This window comes from Pectobacterium sp. PL64 (assembly GCF_022477975.1).
Taxonomy (GTDB): domain Bacteria; phylum Pseudomonadota; class Gammaproteobacteria; order Enterobacterales; family Enterobacteriaceae; genus Pectobacterium; species Pectobacterium jejuense.
This window is the reverse complement of record NZ_CP092070.1, coordinates 2,187,246-2,209,534: the sequence shown is the minus strand read 5'-3', so window position 1 is coordinate 2,209,534 and position 22,289 is coordinate 2,187,246. Positions and strand designations below refer to the sequence as shown.

17 protein-coding genes are annotated in these 22,289 nt (G+C 53.7%); 7 read left to right on the top strand and 10 right to left on the bottom strand.

What is annotated here, in order from left to right; translation table 11 throughout:
- From HP572_RS09765 to folM, 3 genes are all read right to left on the bottom strand, one after another.
- Positions 1-804, bottom strand: a complete 804-nt coding sequence (locus tag HP572_RS09765) for an anti-sigma factor (protein WP_240585491.1) — start codon at positions 802-804, stop codon at positions 1-3.
- Complete coding sequence (locus HP572_RS09760) at positions 801-1,277, bottom strand: sigma-70 family RNA polymerase sigma factor (protein WP_240585490.1); 477 nt, start codon at positions 1,275-1,277, stop codon at positions 801-803. The genes HP572_RS09765 and HP572_RS09760 overlap by 4 nt, the downstream gene beginning before the upstream one ends.
- A 69-nt stretch (positions 1,278-1,346) precedes the next feature.
- A complete protein-coding gene (folM, locus tag HP572_RS09755; RefSeq protein WP_240585489.1) occupies positions 1,347-2,069 on the bottom strand; it encodes a dihydromonapterin reductase in 723 nt (240 codons plus the stop codon).
- Between the two features lie 138 nt (positions 2,070-2,207).
- Here folM and HP572_RS09750 point away from each other — a divergent pair, with 138 nt between their 5' ends.
- Positions 2,208-2,624, top strand: a complete 417-nt coding sequence (locus tag HP572_RS09750; RefSeq protein WP_240585488.1) for a hypothetical protein — start codon at positions 2,208-2,210, stop codon at positions 2,622-2,624.
- Between the two features lie 38 nt (positions 2,625-2,662).
- On the opposite strand, the gene dauA is transcribed toward HP572_RS09750, so the two are convergent.
- The 3 genes from dauA to HP572_RS09735 all read right to left on the bottom strand — a co-directional run bounded on the left by dauA (position 2,663) and on the right by HP572_RS09735 (position 6,783).
- Positions 2,663-4,366, bottom strand: a complete 1,704-nt coding sequence (gene dauA / locus HP572_RS09745) for a C4-dicarboxylic acid transporter DauA (protein WP_205555066.1) — start codon at positions 4,364-4,366, stop codon at positions 2,663-2,665.
- A 163-nt stretch (positions 4,367-4,529) separates the two neighbouring features.
- Positions 4,530-5,630: a sodium-potassium/proton antiporter ChaA gene (gene chaA / locus HP572_RS09740; protein WP_014915604.1), complete on the bottom strand. Its 1,101-nt coding sequence runs from the start codon at positions 5,628-5,630 to the stop codon at positions 4,530-4,532.
- Positions 5,631-5,979: 349 nt separating this feature from the next.
- On the bottom strand, positions 5,980-6,783 hold the full coding sequence (locus HP572_RS09735; protein WP_240585487.1) for a siderophore-interacting protein: 804 nt from the start codon (positions 6,781-6,783) through the stop codon (positions 5,980-5,982).
- Positions 6,784-7,205: 422 nt separating this feature from the next.
- On the opposite strand from HP572_RS09735, the gene HP572_RS09730 reads away from it, so the two are divergent.
- Positions 7,206-7,889 carry a gamma-glutamylcyclotransferase gene (locus HP572_RS09730; RefSeq protein WP_205555063.1) on the top strand — a complete coding sequence of 228 codons (684 nt, stop codon included), beginning with the start codon at positions 7,206-7,208 and terminating at the stop codon, positions 7,887-7,889.
- Positions 7,890-7,969: 80 nt separating this feature from the next.
- Here HP572_RS09730 and HP572_RS09725 read toward each other — a convergent pair whose 3' ends face one another.
- From HP572_RS09725 to narX, 4 genes are all read right to left on the bottom strand, one after another.
- The gene (locus HP572_RS09725; RefSeq protein WP_205555062.1) at positions 7,970-9,010 is read right to left on the bottom strand and encodes a DUF481 domain-containing protein; all 1,041 of its coding nucleotides are present in this window, start codon (positions 9,008-9,010) and stop codon (positions 7,970-7,972) included.
- 302 nt (positions 9,011-9,312) lie between these two features.
- Positions 9,313-10,590, bottom strand: a complete 1,278-nt coding sequence (locus HP572_RS09720) for an acyltransferase (protein WP_205555061.1) — start codon at positions 10,588-10,590, stop codon at positions 9,313-9,315.
- A 304-nt stretch (positions 10,591-10,894) separates the two neighbouring features.
- Positions 10,895-11,545, bottom strand: coding sequence for a two-component system response regulator NarL (narL, locus tag HP572_RS09715; protein ID WP_010276892.1), 651 nt, complete (start codon positions 11,543-11,545; stop codon positions 10,895-10,897).
- Entirely contained in the window at positions 11,538-13,346 is a 1,809-nt protein-coding gene (narX, locus tag HP572_RS09710; protein ID WP_240585732.1) for a nitrate/nitrite two-component system sensor histidine kinase NarX, read from the bottom strand. The genes narL and narX overlap by 8 nt, the downstream gene beginning before the upstream one ends.
- Before the next feature lie 336 nt (positions 13,347-13,682).
- On the opposite strand from narX, the gene HP572_RS09705 reads away from it, so the two are divergent.
- The 5 genes from HP572_RS09705 (at position 13,683) to narI (ending at position 22,262) form a co-directional block, all read left to right on the top strand.
- Positions 13,683-15,071, top strand: coding sequence for a NarK family nitrate/nitrite MFS transporter (locus tag HP572_RS09705; protein WP_240585486.1), 1,389 nt, complete (start codon positions 13,683-13,685; stop codon positions 15,069-15,071).
- A gap of 463 nt (positions 15,072-15,534) precedes the next feature.
- Positions 15,535-19,296, top strand: coding sequence for a nitrate reductase subunit alpha (locus HP572_RS09700; RefSeq protein WP_240585485.1), 3,762 nt, complete (start codon positions 15,535-15,537; stop codon positions 19,294-19,296).
- On the top strand, positions 19,296-20,861 hold the full coding sequence (gene narH / locus HP572_RS09695; RefSeq protein WP_240585484.1) for a nitrate reductase subunit beta: 1,566 nt from the start codon (positions 19,296-19,298) through the stop codon (positions 20,859-20,861). Before HP572_RS09700 ends, narH begins: the two co-directional genes overlap by 1 nt.
- Positions 20,854-21,573: a nitrate reductase molybdenum cofactor assembly chaperone gene (gene narJ, locus HP572_RS09690; RefSeq protein WP_205542613.1), complete on the top strand. Its 720-nt coding sequence runs from the start codon at positions 20,854-20,856 to the stop codon at positions 21,571-21,573. Before narH ends, narJ begins: the two co-directional genes overlap by 8 nt.
- Entirely contained in the window at positions 21,573-22,262 is a 690-nt protein-coding gene (narI, locus tag HP572_RS09685) for a respiratory nitrate reductase subunit gamma (RefSeq protein ID WP_010276906.1), read from the top strand. Before narJ ends, narI begins: the two co-directional genes overlap by 1 nt.
- Positions 22,263-22,289: the final 27 nt, after the last annotated feature.

Genomic DNA, 22,289 nt, shown 5'->3' with positions numbered 1-22,289 from the left:
CTAGGCCAGAGAAGTTTGCAGCCTGAGCGCGCTTTCAGTCAGTTGCGGTACAGGGTTACGGCCAATTAAAACGAACTGATAGCCGCGATTGTGCCACCAGACGACATGCATATCATGGCGTTGTTCATTGTTAAGTGCAGAAGCAGTTGCTCCCCGATCGGGAGAAATGCACAACGCCATGGGGCCATATTCGGCGTGCATCCAGGCAATCTGTGCAATGGCGGTGCTGTCGTAGCGCAGCATACGCACTATTTTCAGCTCCGCGCTTTGAAGCGTCAGTTGCCGTTCATTGAGTGGCAGCCCAATCTCTTGAGCGGCACGAGACAGTCCACGCTGTAAGGTAGGTAAGGAACTGTCCGCATCAAGCAGGGTTTCGGGGCTGTACAGTGACATGTACTGCGCTTCAAGATCGCGAATTTTCTCACTGTCGTTGCGAACAATCGAAACAGGACGGGCAAGGTAGCCTAATCCTGAGCCAATCACCAAGAAACTGAGTGAGGCCGCAATGAGCGAGCGGCGACTGACACCGACATGCGATGGCGGTTTTACGGACGCCGGATCCGTCGTCAGCAGTTCCTCAAGTCGGGCTTGCATTTTCGCCTTAGGCGCTTTGTTGAGTAACGGCGCGAAGGCCTCTTCAAGATCGAGATGGCTTTTCATCAGCTCGGCGGTGCGCTCGGCAAGTTGTTCGTCTTTTTCCAACTGTGTCGCGAATTGTTGTGCATCGTCGTCATCCATCTCACCATCCAACCAGGCAACGATGGCTTCATCACCGTAGGGGGGCGTAAAACGCATGGGTTTCAAGACCGTTTCTCCTTTGCAGCAGGCAGAGCATCAGCTGGTTTTGCCAGCGTACTTCGTGCGGTGGCCAGTCGGCTCATAATGGTGCCGATGGGTACCGATAGCGTGTCCGCTGCCTCCTGATAGGTAAATCCTTCGACATAAACTAAAAAGACGGTATTGCGCTGCGCTTCTGGAAGCGCGCTGACGCGCTGCATGATTTTCTGGTAATGCCGACAGTCATCATTCTGCTCTTGGGTATCCGGGGCCAATAGGGCTTCGCTTTCGACAAACCCTTGCCCCAGACGTACGCGATGAGCGCGCAGTTCGGAAATCCATATCGAATGGAGAATGGAGAACAGCCATCTGTCGATACGTGTGCCGGGGGTAAATTGCCCGCTTTTTTCAAGTGCGCGCACACAGGTGGACTGGACGAGCTCTTCTGCCACCTCATGGCTGCGCGACAGCACCAGTCCATAGCGCCACAGGCGCGTCAAATGAGCAGTAAGCTGCTGGCGAACGTCGCTGGTGGTGATTGGCTTATCCTCACATTGATACTCAGGGAATTAACGCAAAGCCCGTCCACCATCAACGCCTAGCGTTTTCCCAGTGACGTAACGGCTGCTGAGCAGGTAATCCACCAGCCGGACAATTTCTTCTTCACCGGGGGCAATTTTCATCAATGACTTTTCCAGCGCCTGCTGACGATAGGATTCGTCATCCGTTTCATTAAACAGGATGAGGCCGGGGGCGATCGCGTTGACTTTCACCTCGGGTGCCAGCTTGCGGGCAAACGACCGCGTCATGTTATCCAGCGCCGCTTTGCTGGCGGCATAGGCAATGTGCTTATCGCTGCCTTTTTCTACCACGTAATCCGTCAGATGAATGATATCTGCACCCGCGATGCCTTGCCCACGCAGGCAGGTTTCCAGCAGTTGGTTGAGTAAATAGGGCGTATAGACATGAATTTGCAGCATATCGGCCAGCGTTTTTTCTGGCGGTGTGGTGGGGCTTTCAGGCTCCCAGCGGCTGGCATTGTGAATAATGGCGCGCAACCGCGGTGTGAGCGCCTGGATTTGCCCCGCAAACGCATAGATGTTTTCCGTGGTGGAAAAATCGGCGGTCAGACAAACGGCACCATCTTGCTGTAGCGTCTCCAGTTCAGGATAAGGCGTGCGATAGCTGATGATGACCGGAATCGACTGGGCCAGAAACGAACGCGCCAGCGCCAGGCCAATACGCCGTGCGCCGCCGGTAATTAACACGGGAGCAGAAGAAAAAGTTGTCACAATTAGGTCTCCTCAACACGCTAGTCAAAAGGGGGCAAAGCGTGACAATATACCTGAATTAACCACCATATTGTTTACGGTTTTATACCCGTCAGGGTAGTGTGCGGCAAACCACTGGCGAAGAGGAGAAAAGGGAATATGGAAAAGTCCCCTGAGTCTACAAGTTCCAGTGAGCCACTCTGTCTGGACTATACGGATTATTTAGCAGCATTGTGCAAGAAACGTTGGCGTTTCGTGGATGCGATGTACGGCGTGATGCCGATTTTTGGCATGGTAACCAAGATGGCTCCGGCTCGGCAGAGTGCGCCAACCGAGCGGCTGAAGGGACTGGCGCTACAGGTGCTTTCTACGCAGGTGAGTGACGAAACTAACATCATCAGGCTGATTACGCTGGCACGCCAGCAAGGTCTGACCGCGTTTGATATCCAACTGCCTTATTCGCTGACGAACGAGCAACTGAGCGCCATTAGCTGCGAATGTGACGTAGCGCTCGATTTAACGCTGCGGGACGAACGCTTGTCCGTCCGATTCAAGATGCCAGCCGTGCAGCATTAGCACGGCGTGGCCCGCACACTATTTCTATTCTGTTTCCGCTACGCTGAGCGCACCGTCGTCGCCTCAATCGCCTGTGCGAGTGAACCGTAGAAGCTGAGCCGCCCTTCAATCGGATGAACCTTTGCCCGTGCCAGCGTTTTTAACGGCTGGAAGGGAATATCGGTGATGATGAGCTGTTTACCTTCAGGCAGCGTTTCACTAAAGCGCAGGAACGCATTGAGTCCGCCAGCATCCAGCACCGGCACCGCATCCCACTGTAAGATGATATTTTGATAGCCTTCGCTGCGCACGGTTAGATCGTTGAAGATGCGTTCCGCCGCAGCAAAGAACAGCGGGCCGTTAACGCGCAGTACCAGATGATCCGGGATTTTAGTGTCCGGTAGTTCGCTCAGACGGGTCATCTGCGCGATGCGTCGCATGAACAGCAGGGATGCCAGTACGATACCGACGGTAATCGCGATCACCATGTCGAACAGCACGGTCAGCGACATACAGAGCAGCATCACGATAATGTCGTCTTTCGGTCCGTGGCGTAGCAAATCCACCACTTTGTGCGCTTCGCTCATGTTCCAGGCGACGATCAGCAGCAGCGATGCCATTGCCGCCAGCGGCAGATAAGACAGCCACGGCGCAAGGATCAGCAGCGCCAGTAACACCAGCAGCGCATGGATCACGGCGGAGATCGGCGAGTTTGCCCCCGCGCGCACGTTAGCGGCGGAGCGGGCAATCGCTGCGGTCGCGGTAATGCCGCCAAAGAAAGGCGCGATGATGTTACCGAAGCCCTGACCCATCAGCTCCGCATTAGAATTGTGTTTTTTGCCCGTCATCCCGTCCAGCACAACGGCACACAGCAGCGACTCAATCGCCCCCAGCATCGCCATAGAGAACGCCGCAGGCAGCAGCGCGGAAATACTTTGCCAGTCCAGCGTCATCGTTTTCCCATCCGGCGACGGAATATCCCACGGCAGAATGAGCTGCGGCAGGATAGGTGGAATCCCTTGCCCCTGCGAACCGTCCGCTAGCATATAGCTGAATCGGGAACCGATGGTGGCCACATTTTCACCAAACAGTGACATGATCCCCATCACCGCGACGCCTGCCAGCAGCGCAGGCAAATGACCGGGCAGGCGAATACCGAGTCTGGGCCAGACGATGAGAACCAGCAGCGTTGTTGCGCCAATCAGCGTATCAGCAAGGTGCAGGGTCGGCAGCGATTGCGCCAGCGCCGCTACTTTTTCGACGTAATGCTCGGGGACTACCGCCATCTGCAAGCCGAAAAAATCCTTGATTTGCATAGTACCGATGGTGATAGCGATCCCGGAGGTGAACCCCAGCGTCACGGAAAGCGGAATGTATTCAATCAGACGGCCAAAGCGGCATAGCCCCATCAGCAGCAGAAATACGCCGGATAGCAAGGTGGCAACCAGCAGGCCGGATAGCCCAAACTGTTGCGACACCGGATATAAAATGACGACGAAGGCGGCCGTCGGGCCAGAGACGCTGTAGCGTGAGCCGCCGCTGACGGCGATGACAATCCCCGCAATGGCTGATGTATATAGCCCGTACTGCGGAGGAACGCCGCTGGCAATCGCCAGTGCCATCGCCAGCGGTATGGCGATGATGCCGACGGTCACGCCAGCGATAATGTCATGGATAAAACGTTGTAGCGTATATTTTTCGCGCCAGCACGCATCGATCAGTGCGCTGAACGGCCTGACGCCGTTAATTCCGTGCGTTTTCATCTAAGCAGAAACCAAAGTAAGGAGGTAAATCAATATGGCGGGCCTGCCGGTCCGTCGACGACAGCCTTACGATACGCCGGACGCACTCAGAAGATCCAGATATACATCAAGAGAAGTGGTTTTTGGCGAGGCCGACGCGGCGAAAACCGCGTCGGCAGGGGAATTACAGCGTGATGGTGATCAGATAGGCGGCAAAAAGTGCCAGATGCGCGCTGCCGCTCAACACGTTGGTTCTGCCGGTGGAGAACGTAATGTGGCACAGCACCAGTACCGACAGCATCACGACAATGTGCGGCATATCCAGACCGAAGTTCAGCGTGCGGCCGGTCAGCATGGCGATGATCGTAACGGTAGGGACCGTCAGTGAAATGGTTGCCAGCACGGAACCGAAAAACAGGTTCATGGCACGCTGTACCTGATTTTTCAGGACGGCGCGGATTGCTCCCAGCCCTTCAGGAGAGAGAATTAATAGCGCGACCAGGAAGCCGGTAAACTGCGTCGGTGCGTTCATTTCGGTCAGCAGCGTTTCCAGTGGCATCGAGTTTGTTTTAGTTACCGCGATAACGGCAATCAGGTGAACCAGCAGCCAGGCAGTGTGCCACAGTGAGCTGTGCGCGGACGGTTTACCATGGTGCGGATCGTCGCCATCGCCTTCGTCTTCATGCTCATACACAAATAGGCTTTGGTGCGTACGCGTTTGAATCAGCAGGAAAACGCCGTACATCGCTGCAGAAATAGCGGCAATAATCAGCGATTGCGCTACGCTGAAATTACCACCAGGTAGGGCGCTGGGAAAAACCAGCACGATCACGGCTAATGGGAAAATCGCCATCAGGTACTGCTTGATGCCGCTGAGGTTGACGTACTGTGTGGCGAATTTACGGCCGCCGAGTAAGAGGGCAAAACCGACCAGACCACCGGTGACAATGACGATGATAGAATAGAGAGTGTCACGCATCAGGTCCGGGCCAGCGTCACCGGTTGCCATCAGTGCTGAAATCAGGCTGACTTCAAGAATGACGACGGATAGGCTGAGGATCAATGAACCGTAGGGTTCACCCAGACGGTGTGCGAGCACGTCGGCGTGACGTACCACGCTGAAGGCGCTGAACAGTATCCCGGCTAGCGCGATGGCGTTGATGCCGAGAATGGCGACAAAATTTTGTGAAGTGCCCCACATGTAGAGCACGGCCAGCGCAATAACAGGAAAAATGAGTGAGTATTCATGATGGCGAGTTTTGACCACCTCAGCATGAGACTTCATTGCGGGAGTTCTCCTTATCCAGAGGAATGATACGGCAAAATATCCCCGTTATATTTCAAGCCAGCATACTGGCAGCTCAAACTATTTAGGGCATAAAGCCATTTATTGTGGTCGTAAAATCCTTTATTCAGGTCGTAAGCCCTTTATTAAGGGGGTAGAACAACAATAAACAGCAAAAGGTTACTAGAAAGTAGTTATAACGTAATAAAACGAACAATATGATAACAGATTGTCATGCTGATGCGGGAAGTTTTACGGATTTTTACGCTTTGATATGAAATTCAAATGAAAAGGGAGAATCTGCGTGTCTTCTCCCTATCATGATAATATCAAATGTATTTTTTTGTGGTTATTCGTCAGGATTGTCCATAATATCGTGACGTTTATGATGATAATCCTCTTCATTTAGCCCTTCTCGCCAATAAGGGACGGCATACATCTGATTTCGTTCACACCCGCGTTCACGGCGCACGTGGCGACGGAGCTGAACCACGATGCGATCTTCACCCGCTAACCAGTAAAATGCATTTTCAGCCGTCGGAAGTGCCTGAAACTGCTGCAACAGTGCATCAGTCACGTCCGTTCCGCCGATAATCCAATGCAGCTGAAGCTGTGCTGGTTTAGCGATATCAAGTTTATCCGCCTCGCTGTCGACACGGATGACCGCATGCCCCGTTGCGTCATCAGGCAGATTCTCCAGCAGCGCCATGAGCGCGGGGAACGATGACGGGTCAGCAGCCAGATAATAAGCGGCCGCTGGCGGCAACATCGGGAGCGGGCCACCGGGTTGCGAAATGCCGACCCAGTCGCCGGGCTTGGCCTGACGGGCAAAAGTGACGGCAGGCCCAGCGTGTTCATGCAGCGCGAAAACCATATCCAGCTCCGCATCCTCCGGGCGCACCGTACGGACGCTATAGGTGCGAACGATGGGGCGGGCTTCGCCCTCTGGCCAGATCGGGCCGCGTTCGCCAATCGCGGGCAGAGCCGGTTTTTGCTGTCCAGCCTGAGGCAGAAAGAGTTTGATGTGTGCACCGTATCGCTCGGTCGGATAATCGCGCAGCGCGTCGTGATGGAAAGTAATGCAGCGTAAATGAGGTGAAATATCGTGGATGTGTTTAACCTGAACTAAAACAGGCTGACGCGGCGTTGCCATTCAGTGTCTCCGTAGATAGTCGATTCCAAATTAAGGACGATAATAACATGAGATGATAATTATTATCATTTGATGTCTGCCCGTTATTATTCTTGTCGCCGCCGATACTTTTTATTGGCGTTGAGCGCTTTCTCGTCGAGCATACGGCAGGCTCCTGACGTCACAAAAATGAGGTTTGTATCAGGAATGCGTCAAGTCTGGCGGTGAGTTGCCGATTAGTTGATATAGAGCGTGAGTGAAACATTATCACGAACTTTTTCAGTCTTTGTGACCAGTATCAAACTTGATCGCAAAGCCATAAATGAATAACCTCAATATAGATAGTGTTGTAAAATTAAGCAGATGAAGCAGTTAGGTTTTTACACGCAGGGCGAGAGCCGATCTGACGAGCAGTAAAAGAGTAAGGTTGGGGGTAGTAAGTAGTGTTAACACGCGATTTTTTGCAGAAAGCAGATTGTAGAACGTCTTTTGGTTGTATTGAAGAAACCTTACTTCTCACTCCGCAACAGCGGGCTGACTCGTTGGACAGGACGCTGGCGCTCCGGCCAAATAGCTGTCCTGTCTGGGTGTTTGGCTATGGTTCGCTCATGTGGAATCCGGTTTTTGACGCCGAAGAAACCTGTCTGGCTACGTTGGCGGGGTGGCAGCGAGCCTTTTGTCTGCGCCTGACCATCGGTCGCGGCACGGTAACGCAGCCGGGGCGGATGCTGGCGCTGAAACCCGGTGGGCAAACGACGGGGTTGGCTTTCCGACTGCCAGAAACCTCATTGCGTGAAGACCTCGAGCTGCTGTGGAAGCGTGAAATGCTGACGGGCTGCTATCGTCCGCTCTGGTGCGAACTGCATCGCAAGAACGGCGCACCGCTGACGGCGCTGGTGTTTGTCTCCGAGCCGGAGCATCCCCTCAACGAAAATGATACCTGCATTCAGAGCGTTGCCCCGCTGATTGCGCGCGCGAGCGGTCCGCTTGGCACCAATGCGCAATATCTGTTTGCACTCGAACAAGAGTTGAAGCATCACGGAACGGAAGACGAAAGCGTGAGCGAATTGGCACAGCGGGTGCGCATCCTGCAACAGTCGTGTTCTGCGGCAGCAGGGAACGGTTAATAACGAAACCGCGATGAGTGGAAGCATTGAGGTGAACGACGAGCTCGCCGTTCACCTTGAGACAATGTGAAGCGACTGACTTACCAGCCGACGCCAACACCCATGGTGTACAGCGTGTCGTCAACATTCCCCTGATTACTTTCGATACGGGTACGTGACACCTTCATGCTCATAGAAGACCAGTCGGTCAGCTTGAAGCGCAGGCCTGCATCCGCTTTCAGATAGATTGGCGCAGTGCCATCAAATGAACGACCCAATTCACCGTTGGTGAAGGCTTCAACCGACTTGCTGAACAGGTAGCGGTTGTACGCCCACTTAATCGCACCGGAGTAGAAGTCATCATCGCCCTGATCGCGGTAGACGAAGGTTTGGGAGTTGACCAGCGATGTCAGTGAGAACGCGCCTAAATCGTTATCCCAGAACTGATAACCGGGACCGAGACCGAACGAGCGGTTGATTTTAATGCTTTCAATCCAGTCGCGTTTGTACTGATAACGACCCTGCCAGAACCAGTTCTCATCCACGAACTTATCCAGTGCATATTCGCCAGCCGCATTCTTGGTGCTCTCGACTTTATCCTCTTTTGCCAAATGGTAGCTGGCATCAAGGTTGTGTCGCCACGTATCGTGACGCGCTTTGGTGTTCAGCGTCACATCGTAGTTGTCGGTTTCTGTCGAACTTTTCTTGTGCGACATGCCAGCGTCAATGTTGCCTTTCCAGGCGAAATCGGTCACCAGCGGCTTCTGCGCGACAATGGACGTGATTTCAGAAAGTGGCAATGTCTGCGGACCGGCGGCTTCGTTAGCCAGCGACGGGTTCGCGACGATGGCGCGGTTTTCGCTCGCTTTGATCGTCGGATACAGAACGCCTTTCTCGTAGCGTTCGCCTTGAATCACCAGGCCATGGTCGGATTCAAAGGTTTTCACCTTATCCCAGGCTACAGAAATAGAGCCAGCATAGTCGGTGTTGATAAAGAGTTTTCCGCCGTCAAGCAGCGTGATTTTCCCTGTAAGCTTGTCGCCGTTGTTCAGCCAAATGGTGTCAGCGCGGCTCTGTGTAATGCCAGCAGAGAGGGCGATAACCAGGCTGAGGGAAGAGAGTGCGTGTTTGGATAGTGTCATTATTGCCAAGTAAACAGTGGTGACAGGTAGTGAGATGTCCGTCAAAGACAAAGACGTACAGCCGATGATAACGAACCGGTTTAGTCCGGAACGGCAAACATTAACAGGAATCGTAGTGATGCTCTACCCGAAAACGAAAATTGATTAGAATGTAAATAGTTATAAAAGTGGCTATTGATGATTAACAGCTATAACGCGATATCTGTCACATTTTTGGCTGGCGGAAAGGGGATGAGTCGTGTGGGGATGATGCTCTCTGACCCCGCTTGTTTTAGGTCAGAGAGCGTGTGCGATAGATGACGCTATGCGGTGCGCTGCGTGCGGGAAGTGTTGTTGTTGCTCAGGAAACGCGCGGTCAGGAACGTCCTTACGCGGAACACGATCCGTTCCTGGAAGAGAACACAGAGCGTCACGGTGCTGAGCAGGAAAATGATATAGCCCGTCATGGACAGCTGCACCTGACCTGCCGCGGTAATGCATTGATCCCAATCGCTGAAGCAGGCCATCGGGTTACCGCGCACCAGCTGTTCCAGCGTACGGAACAGATTAAAGAGCGGAACGTGTAGCGCAAAGATAGACAGCGAGGCAGCTCCCAGTCGGGGCGACCAGTGCCGCAGCCATTCACTGTTAGGTTCACGCGCCAGCGCGCTGAGACAAACCAGACCGACCTGAGCCGGCAGGAGCAAGCCGTTGTGCAGCAAGAAGTACCAGTAGGCTTCGCCTTTTGTGAACAGCCAGGTAGCGACAAGGAAATTCACACCGATGAAAAGGGCGAGTGCGTAGCGCTGGCCTTTGGTCAACGGTAAGCGATCTTTCTGACGATAATGACGGAACAGCGCATAACCCAATATCCCGGCCAGGAATTCCGGCAGACGGAAGATCGGCCCACGCTGCAACAGCCCGGTGTACGGCATACCGAACTGCTGTTGCCAGATCACCCAAATCGGCGGCAGCAGATATAGCAGGCAGACGATCCCCATCCAAAGCCACGGATGGCGGCTATTCAACAGACGCGGTGCCAACAGCGGAAACGCCAGATAGAAAAAGAACAGCGTGGAAAGCGACCATAACGGGGCATTGAAGGTCAGGAAGTAAGGATTCCATGCCTGCAACATCAGTACCTGCAATAACCCGTTGAACGCTAACTGTGCATTCGTCATGTAATGGCGCAGCGTTTCGGGGTCGGCTGCGGGATCGTTGGTGTCATAAATCACGAAACGCGCGCTGGCGACTTGTCCCTCCGGCGGCACGGCCAGCCACTGCATGAGCGTGACAACGGCAATCGAAGACAGCAGGGCAATGATATGGATGGGATAAAGATTAAAGAAGCGTTTGGCCCAGAACTGGCGAACAGGTTCGCGCAGACGTCCGTCCTTAATGTAGACATGGGCTAGCAAGAAGCCAGACAGGACAAAGAACGTGCTGGTCGCGAAGAATCCCATGCTGGTGAGCTCGCTCAAGAAGGGAATGCGCTCACGCTGGGGATAAACGTGTACCGTGTGATAAATCATGACGTAGCAGCCGAGCAAAAATCGTAACCATTCCAGGCCGATAAACCGCTCCTTACTGACCTTTTTCATGTTGTTCCTCAACGTTAAACTCGGTGTAAAAGCCGAAAAATGCGATTACTAACTAGTTTAGACGAGAGCAACGTCACATTAATTAGGATAATGGCTATAAATGCCGGTGCCGTTTAGCAACCGTTTAGATTGGGCGGGGTGTTGATGGTATTTCCAACAGTTATTTTCATCAACCCTGTTGTCATCAACTTTGTTTCATCAACTACGGCTGCATCCTCGCTCACGCGAGGATAATCGCGGACGGAAGGGCGCCAGAGCGCCTTATCCGTACCGCTGACAATAGCGGTATCTTGTGACGATTTGATTAAATCACTTTTTCTTGTAATACCCAAACAGCCGCTTCGACCCGTGATTTTAGTTTCATTTTTTTCAACAGGTGTTTGACGTGAACCTTAACGGTACTTTCGGTAATCGTGAGCTTGCGGGCAATCACTTTATTGGATAATCCCTGAGCCAGCAGCTTCAGAATATCGCGTTCGCGCGGCGTGAGTTGTTGAATGTCCCGGTCGCTGCTGTGGCGGCTTTCGCGCAGGCTGGCGGCCAGAATCGGCGTCAACGTTTCACTCAGTACCATTTTTCCTGACGCCGCCTGATGCAGCGCAGCCAGCAAATCTTCCGGCTCCATATCTTTCAGCAGGTAACCATCGGCACCATTTTTCAGGGCATTGACAACATCGTCTTCATGGTTGGAAACGCTAAAGACGACAATGCGGCCAGACAGCGATTTTTCCCGCAGACGATTCAGCGTTTCCAGACCATTCATGCCGGGCATGTTCAAATCGAGCAGAATCAAATCCGGGTCCAGCTGTTCCGCTAGCTCGACACCCTGTTCGCCGTGACTGGCTTCACCTGCCACCTGCAATTCTGGGTCCATGCTGATGAGTTGCTTAACGCCATTCCGCAACATGGGATGGTCATCAATCAGCAGTAGGGTGGCGGCATCTTCGTTAATCATGAGTTTCTCCTGTTAATGGCAGCCGGTGACGGTATTCGGAGAGGAAGTTGACATTGACTTCAGTGCCCCCCGACGGCCGGCGTCGAACAATGCATTCGCCGTGCAAACCCCGTGCACGGTCGCGCATGATAATAAGTCCATAGTGGTTGGCGCGGCTGGCATCATCCGGAATACCGATGCCATTGTCGGCTACGCTGAGTTCGATGTAACCCTGACGCAGTTGCAGGGTGATATCGACCTGTGTGGCCTGCGCGTGTTTATAAATATTGCTCAGCGCTTCACGCACAATTTGCAGGACGTGAATACCTTGATGCGCGGAAACCGACTGCGGCGGCAGGCGGTAATGTAATTCGATAGGATAGCCCAGTCGCTTACTGAATTCATCGACCGACGCGCGCAGCGCGGCAAGTAAGCCGGATTCCGACAGCTTCAGCCGGAACGTCGTCAGCAGCTCACGCAGTTGGCGATAGGCGGTGTTCAACTCTTCCCGCATTTCCGTCAGCAGCTGCTGCGACGCGGGTGGTAAATCGCCGCCCTGCATTTGCAGGCAGCTCACCTGAATTTTCAGGCAGGAGAGGGACTGGGCGATAGAATCGTGCAGCTCACGGGCAATCGTGGCGCGTTCCTCCATCAGCATCAACTGCTGTTGATGGTTCGATTGACGCTCCAGCGCCAGCGTGCTGGTTAACTGTTCCAGTAAGGTATTCAGTAACTGATTTTGATCGCGGCTCAGAACGGTGTTGCCCGGCAGCGTGGCTAACACGACGCCATATTGTCCGTGCTTGTCGTGCAGATCCCAGCAGTGAGGCTCACCCGGCAGTTCTTCCCGTTTTGCCTGCATCCCGCAACTCTGACAGCTGTTATCCGGGCAGTGGTCCGGCTGCGACTGGCTGCAATCGCTAAACTGGTGAAACTGTTCCTGATTGTTATCTTCATACAGCCGCAGTTGAATATTGCGCAGCGGCGTCAGCGTCGGTAGTTCGTTCAGGATCGGCATCAGGCGGCTACACAGCGGCGCACCAGTATGCAAGCGTCGACTGGCGCGATAGAGGAAAGAAAGCAGATCGTTTTTCTGTTGCAGGTCGGCTGTTTTCTCGGCGACGCGCAGTTCCAGACTGTGGTACATGGCGGAAAGTTCATCCGACATGCTGTTCAGCACCCGTCCCAGTGTGCTCATTTCGTCATGGCCGTTGATGGCGACGCGCTGGGTGAAATCACCTTGCCCGATAGCTTGTCCCATCGCAACCAGACGTCGCCACGGCGTCAGCAGTCGACGGCGCAGGTAAAAGAACGTCGTGACCAGCAGAATAAACATGATGCCGATGAAGATGCGCTGCACCAGCGTGACCATCCTCAACCGCTGTTCGGTTTTATGATCGATGGCGGAAACCAAATCGTCGAGCTGTTTCACGAAGCGGGCGACATCCGCCGAGGCATCCGCAGAATTTGTTGCCTGCCGCAGATGCGGTTGCAGGTTTTCCAGCCAGAAAACGCGTAGCGCAGTGAATTGTTCACTAAGCCCTTCCCGACGTACTGCCTGCTGTAGGTCGCTGCTGATTTCGTCTTCTTCCAGTTCTTGCAGGTAAATTTCATTCTCGGCAGAGAGCGGCACCATCGAGAGCAGGCGGTAACTCTGCATACGCAGCGAGCCCGCTTTATTAATGGCGTGCGCGTTCCCTTGAATGCTTTGAGACATCCAACTGGAAACCGACATACCTGCAATACCCAGCAAACCGAGTAGCAGCATCAATAAGGCAACCTGATTGACGAGCGACAGCGGCAGCAGGAAACGTTTCAACATAATAAAGCGACCTCTGCTGGAGGAGTAGAAAACCAGTACCGAGAAGGATAACCCTTTTGGCATTTTTCCCGATCCTACATGATAACCCCATACCTACTAATGAGTACCACCGAATATCCACGCCTTGAAAGGGGATATGACAGTACGAAAAAATAGAGATATAACAGCTTGAATTATCGTTGCTTATTTTTCTATTTTTATTACTCATTAAGGAGTGTGGTTATTTTTACACGGTTTTTTTACCTGACAGCGCGTTGATTTGCATCAACTTTACCTGCGGTGTAATCCCTAATGTTGCGCCTTAATTCTACCGCGTTTTTATTTATTGAGGTTTTTATGACGCAGCCTTCATCACCCGAGAAAGTATCGCAAAGCACGCTGATAAGGGAATGGAATCCTGAAGATACAAAATTCTGGCAATCTGGCGGACAACGGATAGCACAGCGTAATCTTTGGATCTCTGTACCGTGCCTGCTGTTGTCGTTTTGTGTCTGGATGATTTTCAGCACCGTGGCCGTTAACCTAAACAAGGTTGGATTTAGTTTTAGCACAGACCAGTTATTTTTACTTGCCGCGCTGCCTTCCGTCTCCGGCGCGCTGTTGCGCGTTCCTTACTCCTTCGTTATCCCCATGGTTGGCGGTCGCCGTTGGACGACGTTAAGTACCATCATTCTGGTTATCCCGTGTATCTGGCTTGGGTTTGCCGTACAAAACCCGCAGACGCCTTACAGCATTTTCGTCACGATTTCTCTGATGTGTGGCTTCGCTGGTGCTAACTTTGCGTCCAGCATGGCGAACATCAGTTTCTTCTTCCCAAAATCACGTCAGGGTAGTGCGCTAGGCATTAACGGTGGATTGGGCAACCTCGGCGTGAGTGTGATGCAACTGTTGGTGCCGGTGGTGATTTTCCTGCCGATGCTGGGATTTTCTGACAACGGCGTGGTGCAATCTGACGGCACACAGATCTGGCTGCACCATGCTGCCTGGATGTGGGTGCCGTTGCTGGTGATTGCCGCAACCGCTGCCTGGTTTGGCATGAACGATCTGCCTATGGCTAATGCGTCGATACGTAAGCAACTGCCCGTTTTGAAGCAAATGCACCTGTGGATACTCAGCTTCCTGTATCTGTCCACGTTTGGCTCATTTATCGGTTTCTCTGCAGGCTTCGGCATGTTGTCCAGAACGCAGTTCCCAGACATCGTGATTCTGTACTACGCGTTCTTCGGGCCGCTGCTGGGCGCGCTGGCGCGTCCGGTTGGTGGCATGCTGTCTGACCGCTTTGGCGGTGTAAAAGTGACGCTGATTAACTTCATCCTGATGACGATTTTCTCGGTGCTGTTGTTCCTGTCTCTGCCGAGTGCGGACTCTGCGGGCTCATTCGGGATGTTCTTTGGCATCTTCATGATGTTGTTCCTGACGGCCGGTCTGGGTAGTGGGTCCACATTCCAGATGATCGCCGTGATTTTCCGTAAATTAACGGCAGATCGCGTGAAAACACAAGGTGGAAGCGATGCGGATGCACAGCGTGCGGCAGCCACGGATACCGCAGCGGCGCTGGGCTTTATCTCAGCCATTGGCGCTATCGGCGGTTTCTTCATTCCTCAGGCCTTCGGAATGTCGCTTGAGTTAACCGGTTCACCCACCGGAGCGATGAAGGTGTTTGTGGTGTGCTACGTCGTCTGCGTATTAGTGACCTGGCTGTTCTATGCCAGAAAGAAAAACTGATTCGCCAGAAAGAAAAGCTGATTCCTCTCGATAACGTTCGGGGACTAACAGTCAGAAAGATCGGTGTCCGTTTCCCAATGCCTCCTCCTTTTCGGGGAGGCGTTTTTTTGCGCTGCATTCAGCTACCCCCTTTACTGAATCTGCACGATTTTTCGTCGCCTTCCGACTACTACCTCTAAATAGTCGTGTGTATGAATTCAGTATAAACACAAAACGAATGGTTTTATTTTTATCCTTTAAAATCAATTAATTATGTATTTTTTCTGTAATAATTCTTTAGTGGTAGTTGGCGATATACTCCGTTTTTCACAGGGTGACACTCTTGATCGTTATCAAGTTTGGCAACGCGGTTGCTGGATACCCTAGCGCCAACTTGAGCGATGTGTCGTAAGCAAAAACAGATGTCTGCTACGAGCATTTCATAACGACAGGGGCCAGCAGGCTTCGCAGCAGGAGAGTCCGGATGAGCAAATTCCTTGACCGGTTACGTTACTTCAAACAACTGGCCGAACCGTTTTCTGATGGTCATGGCCAGACCCTCAATACCAATCGTGACTGGGAAGACGGCTATCGCAGTCGCTGGCAGCATGACAAAATCGTACGTTCTACCCACGGGGTAAACTGTACCGGTTCATGTAGCTGGAAGATTTATGTGAAAAACGGTCTGGTGACGTGGGAAACGCAGCAGACTGACTATCCGCGTACCCGCCCGGACCTGCCTAACCATGAACCTCGCGGCTGCCCGCGTGGTGCCAGCTATTCCTGGTATCTCTACAGCGCTAACCGCCTGAAATACCCGATGATGCGTAAGCGCCTGCTGAAACTGTGGCGTGAAGCGAAACTGACGCACAGCGATCCGGTTGATGCCTGGGCATCCATCGTCAACGACCCCGAGAAGACCAAATACTACAAACAAATTCGTGGCCGTGGTGGTTTCGTTCGTTCTGACTGGAATGAAGTCAACGAGCTGATCGCTGCCTCTAACGTTTACACCACCAAGACTTTCGGCCCAGACCGCGTGATCGGTTTCTCACCGATTCCTGCGATGTCGATGGTGTCCTACGCCGCGGGTGCCCGTTACCTTTCTCTGCTCGGCGGCGTGTGCCTGAGCTTCTACGACTGGTACTGTGACTTGCCTCCAGCGTCACCCATGACCTGGGGTGAGCAGACTGACGTACCGGAGTCTGCTGACTGGTATAACTCCTCTTACATCATTGCCTGGGGCTCTAACGTTCCGCAAACCCGTACGCCGGATGCCCACTTCTTTACGGAAGTTCGCTACAAAGGCACCAAAACCGTTGCGGTCACACCGGACTACGCTGAAATCGCCAAGCTGTGCGACCACTGGCTGAACCCGAAACAAGGTACCGACAGCGCGATGGCGCTGGCAATGGGCCACGTTATTCTGAAAGAGTTCCACCTCGACAAACCGAGCCAGTATTTCAGCGAGTACGTTCGTCAATACACGGACTTACCGATGCTGGTGCTGCTGGAACCACGTGAAGACGGTTACTATGCAGCGGGTCGTATGCTGCGTGCTTCCGATCTGGTGGACAACCTCGGCCAGGACAACAACCCGCAGTGGAAAACCATCGCGATTGACGATGAAAGCGGCAATCTGACGGCTCCGCAAGGGTCGATCGGTTACCGTTGGGGCGATCAGGGTAAATGGAACCTGGAACAGCGCGACGGCGTGAGCGGCGAAGAAGTGAAGCTGCGCTTGAGCCTGCTGGGGTCGCACGACGATGTCGTTGATGTCGGCTTCCCGTATTTTGGCGGCGCGGTCAGCGAGCATTTCAACAACGTTGCGCTAGAAGAAATCCTGCTGCACAAACTGCCGGTTAAGCGTCTGACGCTGGCTGACGGTAGCGAAGCGCTGGTTGCCTGCGTGTATGACCTGACAATGGCGAACTACGGTCTGGATCGCGGTCTGGGCGACGACAACTGCGCGCGTGATTACGACGATGTGAAAGCGTACAGCCCAGCCTGGGCCGAAGAGATTACTGGCGTTTCTCGTCAGAACATCATCCGCATTGCGCGTGAATTCGCGGATAACGCTGATAAAACGCACGGTCGTTCCATGATTATTGTTGGTGCCGGTATCAACCACTGGTACCACATGGACATGAACTACCGCGGCATCATCAACATGCTGATTTTCTGCGGCTGTGTCGGTCAGAGCGGTGGCGGTTGGGCGCACTACGTCGGGCAAGAAAAACTGCGTCCGCAAACCGGTTGGACGCCGCTGGCGTTTGGTCTGGACTGGCAGCGTCCGCCTCGTCACATGAACAGTACGTCGTTCTTCTATAACCACTCTAGCCAGTGGCGTTATGAAACCGTCGCGCCGCAGGAACTGCTGTCACCACTGGCAGATAAATCCCGCTTCACCGGCAGCATGATTGACTTCAACGTGCGCGCCGAGCGTATGGGCTGGCTGCCGTCTGCACCACAGCTGAACGTTAACCCGCTGGATATCGCAGAAAAAGCGCGTGCCGCTGGTATCACGCCGCAGGAATATACCGTTGCTGCGTTGAAATCAGGTGAAATCAAATTTGCCGCTGAACAGCCGGATAGTCCGCAAAACTACCCGCGCAACCTGTTCATCTGGCGTTCTAACCTACTGGGTTCTTCCGGTAAAGGCCACGAATACATGCTGAAGTACCTGCTGGGTACGGAGCACGGTATTCAAGGGCAAGATCTGGGTACCGCGGGCAGCGTGAAGCCGGAAGAAGTGGAATGGCGCGACCAAGGCGTTGAAGGCAAACTGGATCTGGTGGTGACGCTTGATTTCCGTATGTCCAGCACCTGCCTGTACTCCGATATCGTCCTGCCAACGGCAACCTGGTACGAAAAAGACGACATGAATACCTCGGATATGCATCCGTTTATTCACCCGCTGTCTGCGGCTGTCGATCCGGCGTGGGATTCCAAAAGCGACTGGGAAATCTACAAAGGCATCGCGAAAGCCTTCTCTCGCGTCTGTCAGGGACACCTTGGCCAAGAAACCGATCTGGTTACCTTGCCAATTCAACACGATTCCCCGGCAGAAATGGCGCAGCCTTTCGGCGTGGATGACTGGAAAAAAGGCGAATGCGACCTGATTCCGGGCAAAACTGCACCGCACCTGATGATGGTGGAGCGCGACTACCCGAATCTGTACGAACGTTTCACCTCGCTCGGTCCGTTGATGGACAAGCTGGGCAACGGTGGTAAAGGCATTGGCTGGAACACGCAGACCGAAGTCGATTTCCTGAAAAAGCTGAACTACACCAAGGCTGACGGTGCGGCGGCAGGTCGTCCGAAGATTGAAACGGCGATCGATGCGGCAGAAGTAATTCTGTCTCTGGCCCCGGAAACCAACGGTCAGGTAGCCGTGAAGGCGTGGGAAGCGCTGAGCAAATTCACGGGTCGTGACCATACGCATCTGGCACTGAATAAAGAAGACGAGAAAATTCGCTTCCGCGATATTCAGGCGCAGCCGCGCAAGATTATCTCCAGCCCGACCTGGTCTGGTTTGGAAGATGAACACGTTTCCTATAACGCCTGTTATACCAACGTTCATGAGCTGATTCCGTGGCGTACGCTGTCCGGCCGCCAACAGCTGTATCAAGACCATGAGTGGATGCGTGCCTTCGGTGAAAGCCTGCTGGTATACCGTCCGCCGGTCGACACCCGTGCGGCTGAACCGGTGATGAATAAGAAGCCTAACGGCAACCCGGAAAAACCGCTGAACTTCCTGACGCCGCACCAAAAATGGGGTATTCACTCCACGTACAGCGACAACCTGTTGATGCTGACGCTGGGTCGCGGTGGCCCGATTATCTGGCTGAGCGAAGACGATGCCCGCGATTTGGGTATTGCGGATAACGACTGGGTAGAAGCGTTTAACGCCAACGGTGCGCTGACGGCGCGTGCGGTGGTTAGCCAGCGTGTGCCAGCGGGAATGACCATGATGTACCACGCGCAGGAACGCATTATTAACCTGCCGGGATCGGAAATTACCCAGCAGCGCGGCGGTATTCACAACTCGGTAACCCGTATCACGCCGAAACCGACCCATATGATCGGCGGCTATGCCCAACTGGCTTATGGCTTTAACTACTACGGCACCGTTGGGTCAAACCGCGATGAGTTCGTCGTAGTTCGTAAAATGAAACGCATCGACTGGCTGGATGATGAAGGCCAGGACTATGTACAAAAAGCGGTACAGCAGGAGAAAGCCTGATGAAAATTCGTTCACAAGTGGGCATGGTGCTGAATCTGGACAAATGCATCGGCTGTCACACCTGCTCCGTCAGCTGTAAAAACGTCTGGACCAGTCGTGAAGGGATGGAATACGCCTGGTTCAACAACGTCGAAACCAAACCGGGCGTGGGCTATCCCCATGCCTGGGAAGATCAGGAAAAATGGAAGGGCGGCTGGATCCGTAAAATCAGCGGTAAGCTCGAGCCGCGTATGGGTAACCGCATCAGCGTGTTGTCCAAAATCTTCGCTAACCCGGATGTACCGGAAATCGACGACTACTATGAGCCGTTCGACTACGACTATCAGAACCTGCGTAAAGCGCCGGAAGGCAAGCATCAGCCTGTCGCCCGTCCGCGCTCGCTGATTACCGGTCAGCGGATGAAGAAAATCGAGAACGGCCCGAACTGGGAAGACGATCTGGGTGGTGAATTCAGCGTACGCTCTAAGGATAAAAACTTTGAGAATATGCAGAAAGAGATGTACGGCCAGTTCGAAAACACGTTCATGATGTATTTGCCGCGTCTGTGTGAACACTGCCTGAATCCAGCGTGTGTGGCGACCTGTCCGAGCGGCGCGATCTACAAACGTGGCGAAGACGGTATCGTCCTGATCGATCAGGATAAATGCCGCGGCTGGCGTATGTGCCTGACCGGTTGCCCGTACAAGAAAATCTACTTCAACTGGAAGAGCGGCAAATCAGAAAAATGTATTTTCTGCTACCCGCGTATTGAAAGTGGTCAACCGACGCTCTGCTCAGAAACCTGCGTCGGACGTATCCGCTACCTAGGCGTGCTGCTCTATGATGCTGACCGCATCGAGCAAGCGGCTTCTGTGGAAAACGAGAAAGATCTGTACCAGAGCCAACTGGATGTGTTCCTTGACCCGCACGACCCGAAAGTCATTGAACAAGCACTGAAAGACGGCATTCCAAACAGCGTCATTGAAGCGGCACAGCAGTCGCCGGTGTACAAAATGGCGATGGATTGGAAGCTGGCGCTGCCGTTGCACCCAGAATACCGCACGCTGCCGATGGTATGGTACGTGCCGCCGTTGTCACCGATTCAGTCTGCCGCGGATGCGGGCCAATTGGCGCACACCGGCGTACTGCCGGACGTCGAAAGTCTGCGTATTCCAGTGCAATATCTGGCGAACCTGCTGACCGCAGGGGATACCGAGCCCGTATTGCTGGCGCTGAAACGTATGCTGGCGATGCGTCACTACAAACGCGCAGAAACCGTGGAAGGCAAAATCGATACCAGCGCGCTGGAGCAGGTTGGGCTGACGGAAGCGCAGGCGCAGGAAATGTACCGCTATCTGGCGATTGCGAACTACGAAGATCGTTTCGTGATTCCATCAAGCCATCGTGAACTGGCACGTGAAGCCTTCCCAGAAAGCAAAGGCTGCGGCTTCAGCTTTGGCGATGGTTGCCACGGCAGCGATACCAAATTCAACCTGTTCAACAGCAAGCGTATTGATGCGATTGATGTCAGCAGCAAAACGCGTGATATGAACAGCAAAGTCATGCGGGAGACGAACCATGATTAGCCTGCGGATTATTGCCCGCCTGCTGGACTATCCCGATAGCGAGCTGTGGGAAAACCGGGCTGAGTTGATCGAAGCGGTAGAGCAGGCTGATGCTTTACCGCTGCGTGAGAGCCATCAGCTCATGCAGTTCATCAACACGCTGTGCGCGCAGGATCTGTTGGACAAACAGGCGGAGTATAGCGGCCTGTTTGACCGCGGTCGGGCGACCTCGCTGCTGCTGTTCGAACACGTTCACGGTGAGTCTCGCGACCGTGGTCAGGCGATGGTCGATCTCATGCAGCAATATCAGGATGCCGGTCTGGCGCTGGATTGCCGTGAGCTGCCGGACTACCTGCCGCTGTATCTTGAGTACCTTTCTCGTCTGGAACCCGCGCAGGGTCGTGCGGGTTTACTCGACATCGCGCCGATTCTGGCGCTGATTGGTGCGCGTTTGCAGCAGCGTGACAGCAGCTATGCCGCGCTGTTTGATCTGCTGTTGGCGTTGTCCGGTAGTGACCTGAAAAGTGACGATGTCACACATCAGGTGGCTGACGAAGCGCGCGACGACACGCCGCAGGCGCTGGATGCCGTGTGGGAAGAGGAACAGGTTAAGTTCCTCGGCGAAGAAGGCTGCGCATCGGCCCAACAAACGCAACACCAACGCCGCTTCGCTGGCGCGGTGGTGCCGCAATATCTGAATCTTGACGCGACATCGGCGGGAGGGCAACGCTAATGAGTGCAATCACGAATTATTTCAATGTGTTCTTTTTTGACATCTATCCCTATCTGGCGATGGCTATTTTCCTGATTGGCAGCTGGTTGCGCTATGACTACGGCCAGTACAGTTGGCGTGCCGGTTCGAGCCAAATGCTGGATAAGAAAGGGATGCGTCTGGCGTCTAACCTGTTCCATCTGGGGATTCTGGGCGTATTTGCCGGGCACTTCCTCGGTATGCTGACGCCGCACTGGATGTATGAAGCCTTCTTGCCAATGGATGTAAAACAGAAAATGGCGATGTTCGGTGGTGGTGCGGCAGGTCTGCTGACGTTTGTCGGTGGCGTGCTGTTGTTAAAACGCCGTCTGACCAACCCGCGTATTCGTGCCACCTCTAGCGTTGGTGACATTCTCATTCTGTCTCTGCTGGTGATTCAGGCTGGTTTGGGGCTGCTGACCATCCCGTTCTCTGCACAGCATATGGACGGCAGTGAAATGCTGAAGCTGGTCGGTTGGGCGCAGAGCGTGGCGTTCTTCCAGGGCGGAGCGTCTGAGCATTTGGCGGGTGTTGCGCTGATCTTCAAACTGCATATTGTGTTGGGGCTGACGCTGTTTGTTCTGTTCCCGTTCTGCCGTCTGGTTCACATCTGGAGCGCACCGGTCGAGTACCTGACGCGTCGCTACCAGTTAGTGCGTAACCGTCGCTAAGTATGATAAAAACGGCAGCGTTGTCAT